7 protein-coding genes are annotated in these 6,187 nt (G+C 64.2%); 4 read left to right on the top strand and 3 right to left on the bottom strand.

Translation table 11 applies throughout. The features are described from left to right. Window positions 1-218 precede the first annotated feature (218 nt). A complete protein-coding gene (locus tag AC1RR3_RS37695; protein WP_492830255.1) occupies window positions 219-539 on the top strand; it encodes a hypothetical protein in 321 nt (106 codons plus the stop codon). Here the strand turns inward: AC1RR3_RS37695 and AC1RR3_RS37690 are convergent. Continuing rightward, complete coding sequence (locus tag AC1RR3_RS37690; RefSeq protein WP_492830253.1) at window positions 506-1,483, bottom strand: GlxA family transcriptional regulator; 978 nt, start codon at window positions 1,481-1,483, stop codon at window positions 506-508. The genes AC1RR3_RS37695 and AC1RR3_RS37690 overlap by 34 nt on opposite strands. 152 nt (window positions 1,484-1,635) lie before the next feature. Between AC1RR3_RS37690 and AC1RR3_RS37685 the strand changes: the two genes are divergently transcribed. Beyond that, window positions 1,636-1,899 carry a tautomerase family protein gene (locus AC1RR3_RS37685; RefSeq protein WP_492830251.1) on the top strand — a complete coding sequence of 88 codons (264 nt, stop codon included), beginning with the start codon at window positions 1,636-1,638 and terminating at the stop codon, window positions 1,897-1,899. A 73-nt stretch (window positions 1,900-1,972) separates the two neighbouring features. Here AC1RR3_RS37685 and glnA read toward each other — a convergent pair whose 3' ends face one another. Together glnA and AC1RR3_RS37675 are read right to left on the bottom strand one after the other, a co-directional pair. Then, window positions 1,973-3,382, bottom strand: a complete 1,410-nt coding sequence (gene glnA / locus AC1RR3_RS37680; protein WP_492830249.1) for a type I glutamate--ammonia ligase — start codon at window positions 3,380-3,382, stop codon at window positions 1,973-1,975. Window positions 3,383-3,535: 153 nt separating this feature from the next. After that, the gene (locus tag AC1RR3_RS37675; protein ID WP_007603495.1) at window positions 3,536-3,874 is read right to left on the bottom strand and encodes a P-II family nitrogen regulator; all 339 of its coding nucleotides are present in this window, start codon (window positions 3,872-3,874) and stop codon (window positions 3,536-3,538) included. Window positions 3,875-4,250: 376 nt separating this feature from the next. Here AC1RR3_RS37675 and AC1RR3_RS37670 point away from each other — a divergent pair, with 376 nt between their 5' ends. Both AC1RR3_RS37670 and AC1RR3_RS37665 read left to right on the top strand, forming a co-directional pair. Next, window positions 4,251-5,750 carry an NAD(P)H-hydrate dehydratase gene (locus tag AC1RR3_RS37670; RefSeq protein WP_492830246.1) on the top strand — a complete coding sequence of 500 codons (1,500 nt, stop codon included), beginning with the start codon at window positions 4,251-4,253 and terminating at the stop codon, window positions 5,748-5,750. Then, window positions 5,750-6,187 (top strand): GNAT family N-acetyltransferase, encoded by a 438-nt coding sequence (locus AC1RR3_RS37665; protein ID WP_492830244.1) that lies wholly within the window; start codon window positions 5,750-5,752, stop codon window positions 6,185-6,187. Before AC1RR3_RS37670 ends, AC1RR3_RS37665 begins: the two co-directional genes overlap by 1 nt.

Here is a 6,187-nt window from a genome sequence, read left to right as displayed (position 1 = left end):
GTCTCCAAAAGATTTTGCCGCCGCCAAAACCGAAATCTCTCGATCAGCGAATTAGTGGACTTGCACAGCAATGACGGCGCGGAGGCTTGTTCACGGCCCCAATCTCAAATTTCACACCAGGGCGACGATTTCACGTCATCGCGACCCTTTCGCGTTGTGCCGCGTCATCCGCACGCGCTACTTTCCAAGCCCGATTTCGAAATTGGAATGGTATGCCGATGAAACGCCATCCGGTCGCCGCCGCCCTTGTCCTGTTCGCGCCCCCCGCATTCGCTCAATCCACCCCGCCGCAGGAAGGGCCGATCACCTGCGTTTCGCCTGTTACGCCTGATGACACTGAACGGAGCTTGAAACAGCGCTACGGCAAGGACGCCGTGGTGCAGGACCTGCCGGGCGCCGAGGGTGAGAAGTACAAGGGCCTTGTGCTGTTTCCCAAGGCGGTGGACCGGCGCATCGAGGTCGCCTTCACCGACGACAAGGCCATGCGCGCCTCCGGCTTATCAGGTCACACTGGCTGCACCGCATGCCGCGCGCGATAGGCCTGCGGCGACATCAGGGTCAGCTTGCGGAACGCCTTGCGAAAGCTGCTCTCGTCCTCATAGCCGGCGGTGCGCGCGATGGTCTTGACCGGCTGCGTCGTGGTCTCCAGCAGCGTGCGCGCGTGCTCGACGCGGCGGCGCATGATGAAGGCTTGCGGCGGCTCGTGCGTGAGCTCCTGGAATTTCCGGTTCAGCGTGCGCTCGCTCAGGCCAAGCGCGTCCGCGAGGCGCTTGACCGTCATCGCCCTCTTGCCGGTGCGGCGAACCAGCAGGTCAGCCCTGGTCAGCAGCGGGTCCTGTGAGAGCAAATAGCCGACGGGCATGAAGATCGATTGGGTGCGCTGCGCGGTGTCGATGACGACATAGTCCGCGCACAGCTTTGCGATCTCCTTGCCTTCTGTGGTCTCGATCAGTTTGAGCAGGAGATCGACCCACGACATCGGTCCGGCCGCGCAGACGATGCGGTCCGCCATGGTAATGACGGCGTCAGCAGCAAGGTCGATCGTGGGATGACGCTGGCGCAGTTCGCCTTGCAGCCACCAGGTGATGGTGGCGCGGCGGTTGTCGAGCAGGCCGGCACCGGCCAGCAGGAAAACGCCGCTGCAAAACGCACCGATCAGCCGGCCGTTCGCGTGCTGCTGTCGCAGCCAGGCGCCGGCGCGGGCATATTGCGGTTGCAGCCGCTCGGCCGTGACGTGGTCGACGAGGTTGCCGGGGACGAGGATCGCATCGAAGCTCGCGCGCTTGCCGATCGCGCCATCGACCGCGACCATCTGGCCGCCGCCGGCGCGCACGTCCTTGCCGTCGAGCGACAGCGTCTGCCAGGTGAAGCGGGATTTCACGCCGCTTTGCTGCATCACGTGATTGGCGAGCGACAGCACGTCGGCGACACCGGCGATCGCCGAATGCATGCAACCTTCCAGCGCCAGCATTGCGAGCTTCATGGGACCTCCGGGCGGCTGCCGGCTATCCTATCCGATCGGCGCGGGCGTAGCGTGGCGGAAATTGCCCGATCTCTGGCTTATCCGCCACTGCCGTCTCCGGCATGGCAGGTCCAGATTGGCGCCGTTGTCACACGACATGATTGGAGCAAGACATGCCTTATATCACCATTTCCACCGTCCGCGGCATCCTGGACGCCAAGCAGAAGAAGACGCTGCTCGAACGCGTCACCGACCTGATGGTCGAGGTCGAAGGGCAGGGCAGCCCGGATTTCCGCCGCAACGTCTGGGTCAGGATCGAGGAGCAGGAGCCCGCGCACTGGTCGCTCGGCGGTATGCAGCCGACCAGCGAGATCATCGCCGGCACGTTCGGTGCGATCGGAGCCGACGGGGTGCGGGTCGCGAGGCCGAAGACGTAGGTTCGCGTGTGCCCAAAACGAAAAGGCGCCCCTCGCGGAGCGCCTTTTGCTTGTCGCGGACTGTTCGGGCCGCTTAGCCCGAATAGTACATGTCGAACTCGACCGGGTGCGGGGTCATCTCGAAGCGGGCGACTTCGGTCATCTTCAGCTCGATGTAAGCGTCGATGAAGTCGTCGTCGAACACGCCGCCGTTCTTGAGGAAGCCGCGGTCCTTGTCGAGGTTCTCCAGCGCCTCGCGGAGCGAACCGCAGACGGTCGGGATCTGCTTCAGCTCTTCCTTCGGCAGGTCGTAGAGGTCCTTGTCCATCGCCGGACCCGGATCGATCTTGTTCTTGATGCCGTCGAGGCCGGCCATCAGCATCGCGGCGAAGCCGAGATAGGGATTGGCGAGCGGATCGGGGAAACGCACCTCGACGCGCTTGGCCTTCGGCGAAGCGGTGTAGGGGATGCGGCAGGAGGCCGAGCGGTTGCGCGCGGAGTAGGCGAGCAGCACGGGAGCCTCATAGCCCGGGACCAGACGCTTGTAGGAGTTGGTCGACGGGTTGGTGAAGGCGTTGATCGCCTTGGCGTGCTTGATGATGCCGCCGATGTAGTGGAGGCAGGTCTCCGACAGGTCGGCGTATTTGTTGCCGGCGAACACCGGCTTGCCGTCCTTCCAGATCGACTGGTGCACGTGCATGCCCGAGCCGTTGTCGCCATAGACCGGCTTCGGCATGAAGGTGGCGGTCTTGCCGTAGATGTGCGCGACCTGGTGGATGCAGTATTTGTAGATCTGCAGATGGTCGGCCATCAGCGTCAGCGTGTCGAACTTCATGCCGAGCTCGTGCTGGGCCGAAGCGACCTCGTGATGGTGCTTCTCGACCTTGACGCCCATCTTGGCCATGGCGCCGAGCATTTCCGAGCGCATGTCCTGCACCGAGTCCTGCGGCGGAACCGGGAAGTAGCCGCCCTTGGTGCGGATGCGGTGGCCGAGATTGCCGCCTTCATATTCGGTGTCGGTGTTGCTCGGCAGCTCCGAGGAATCGAGCCTGAAGCCGGTGTTGTAAGGGCCGGAGGAGAAGCGCACGTCGTCGAACACGAAGAACTCGGCTTCGGGGCCGACGAAGACGGTGTCGCCCACGCCCATCGACTTCACCATGGCTTCCGCCTTCTTGGCGATGCCGCGGGGGTCGCGGTTGTAGGGCTCGCCCGTGGTAGGCTCGAGCACGTCGCAGGTGATGACCATGGTGGTCTCGGCGAAGAACGGATCGATCGTCGCGGTCACCGGATCCGGCATCAGGCACATGTCGGACTCGTTGATCGCCTTCCAGCCGGCGATCGAGGAGCCGTCGAACATCGTCCCTTCGGCGAAGATATCGTCGTCGATCATGCTGACGTCGAACGTCACATGCTGCCACTTGCCGCGCGGATCGGTGAAGCGCAGGTCGACGTACTTAACGTCGTTGTCCTTGATCGATTTCAGGACGTCTTTGGCGGTCTTCATGCATACCCCTTTTGGCTCTGCGGGACGGTTTCCAGATGAGCAAGATTATTCTCGCTTTTGGCGAGTTCGCGCGCGACCGCACAAACGAAATCAGGCCGCCGAAGCAGCCTTATTTCTTTTCATTGTGTCGCAAAACGCGGGATAGCACCCGGCTCAGATAGCGTCCAGCCCGGATTCACCGGTTCGGATGCGGATCGCCTCTTCGATGTTGGAGACGAAAATCTTGCCGTCGCCGATGCGCCCGGTCTGTGCGGCGCGGCGGATCGCGTCGATGGCGCGCTCGACCAGATCGTCGCCGATCACGATCTCGATCTTCACCTTGGGCAGGAAGTCGACGATGTATTCTGCGCCGCGGTAAAGCTCGGCATGACCCTTCTGGCGGCCAAAACCCTTGGCTTCGGTCACGGTGATGCCCTGCAGGCCGACTTCCTGAAGCGCTTCCTTCACCTCGTCGAGCTTGAATGGCTTGATGATGGCTTCGATTTTCTTCACTGCGCGCCTCCGGCCTTTCGATCAAATAGCAACGTCTTCGTCAGGATGCGCTTTTCTCACGCACGATCTTGTCTTCGCTATGCCGGGATGCCTGACCAGCCCAGCGGCGGCCGGTCACACCCTGATGAATGCCAGTGAGTACGACGAACCGAAGCGGCTTCCTCGAAAGCAGGGTCTATGCCAAGTTGCAAATGCCCTGATTGTTGGAGCGTTATCAGCCTTTTAACGAGCATCTCTGATAGGTGGAGCCGACCGGCCCAAAATACCGAAGACTACGAAATAGGCAAACGGTCAATGTGTGTGCAGGTCGCTGTTCCCTGTATGGGGACGGCATGGAAAGTGCCTGTTGAAAAGGCGTTTGTACCAGGGAAGTGGCATGGAAGTTCTGACCAACGCCGAAATGCAGCGGGCCGACCAGCTTTCGATCGCGGCCGGCACGCCCGGTTTCAAGCTGATGCTGAGCGCGGGTCAGGCGGTCGCGGATGCCGCCAATGCGCTGGTGGAGGAGGGGTCGATCCTGATCGTGGCCGGCCCCGGCAACAATGGCGGTGACGGTTTTGTCGCAGCCGCCGAGCTCGCCGCGCAGGGGCGCGAGGTCTCGGTGATCCTGATGTGCGAGCGCGACCAGCTCCAGGGCGATGCGGCCTCCGCCGCGCGCGGCTGGAAACACCCGGTGCTCCCGTTCAATCCGCAGGCGATCGGAAAGCCGGCGCTGATCATCGACGCGCTGTTCGGTGCGGGCCTCAGCCGCCCCGTCGAGGGCGAGGCGCGCGCGATGATCGAGGCGATCAACGCCAACGGTGCCTTGGTGCTCGCAGTCGACCTGCCGAGCGGCATCAACGGCACCAGCGCGGCCGTGCTGGGCGTTGCCGTGAACGCCACCGAGACCGTCACCTTCTTCCGCAAGAAGCCGGCGCATCTCTTGCTGCCCGGCCGGATGCATTGCGGCCATGTGCGCGTCGCCGATATCGGCATCGACGCACAGGTGCTGGACGAGATCAGACCTCAGACATTCGAGGACGATCCGGATTTCTGGGGCGCGGCCTTCCCGGTGCCGCGCATCGACGGCCACAAATACGCGCGGGGCCATGTGCTCGCGGTCTCGGGCGATGCTGCCGCGACCGGTGCTGCGCGGCTCGCGGCACGTGCGGCGTTGCGTGCGGGCGCGGGTCTGGTGACGCTGGCGAGCCCGCGCGATGCGCTCGCGATCAATGCGGCCGCGCTCACCGCGGTGATGGTTCGCCCGGCCGACACTGCGATCGAGTTCGGCGAGCTTCTTGGCGACAAGCGTTACAACACCTGCATCATCGGCCCCGGCACGGGCGTCGGTGATCGCACCTGCGATTTCGTCCACACGGCGCTTAACGCGCAGCGGCATCTTGTGCTTGACGCCGACGCGCTGACGAGTTTTGCCGCAAACCCCGAGCGGCTGTTTGAATCGATCAAATCCTCGCGCGACAGTGCGGTGGTGCTGACGCCGCACGAGGGTGAATTCCCGCGCCTGTTCTCCGACCTCAGCAACAAATATCCGGGCCGCTCGAAGCTGGAGCGCGTCCGCGCCGCCGCCGAGCGCTGCGGTGCGGTGGTGTTGTTGAAGGGGCCGGACACCACGATCGCCGCACCCGACGGCCGTGCCACCATCGCCGCCAACGCACCGCCCTGGCTCGCCACCGCGGGCGCCGGCGACGTGCTCGCCGGCATCATCGCGGGGCTGCTGGCGCAGGGCGTGCCGGCGTTCGAAGCCGCCAGCATCGGCGTCTGGATGCATGGCGAGGCGGCGAGCGAAGCGGGGCCGGGCCTGATCGCGGAGGACCTGACCGAGACGCTGCCGGCCGTGCACCGGCGAATCTACAATGCGCTCGGGGTGGAGTACTAGTGCTCAGGCAGCTCGCGCTCGCCGACATGGCGGCAGCTGCGCAGGTCCATCGGCTTGCGTTCGACCAGGCGATGCCTTGGCTGGTTGGACTGCACACGCCGGAGGAGGACCGCTGGTTCTACCGCGAGCATGTCTTCACAACGTGCCGTGTATGGGGACGCTTCGACGGCGATGAGCTGAGCGGGATCATCGCGTTCCGCGAGGGGTGGGTCGAGCAGCTCTACGTGCTTCCCGCCGCCCACGGCCGCGGCGTTGGCACCGAGCTCCTCGACATTGCCAAGGACGCCTGCGAACGGCTGGAACTCTGGACCTTCCAACGCAACGCACGAGCGCGTCGCTTCTATGAGGCTCGCGGATTCACCCCGGTCGAGCAGACCGACGGGGCGCGGAACGAGGAGAAAGAGCCCGACGTCCGCTACCTCTGGACGCGCGCATAA

Source organism: Bradyrhizobium sp. GW821-FHT13H05 (assembly GCF_058804065.1).
Note: the sequence above shows the minus strand (reverse complement) of the source record. Positions and strands in the feature narration are given on the sequence as shown.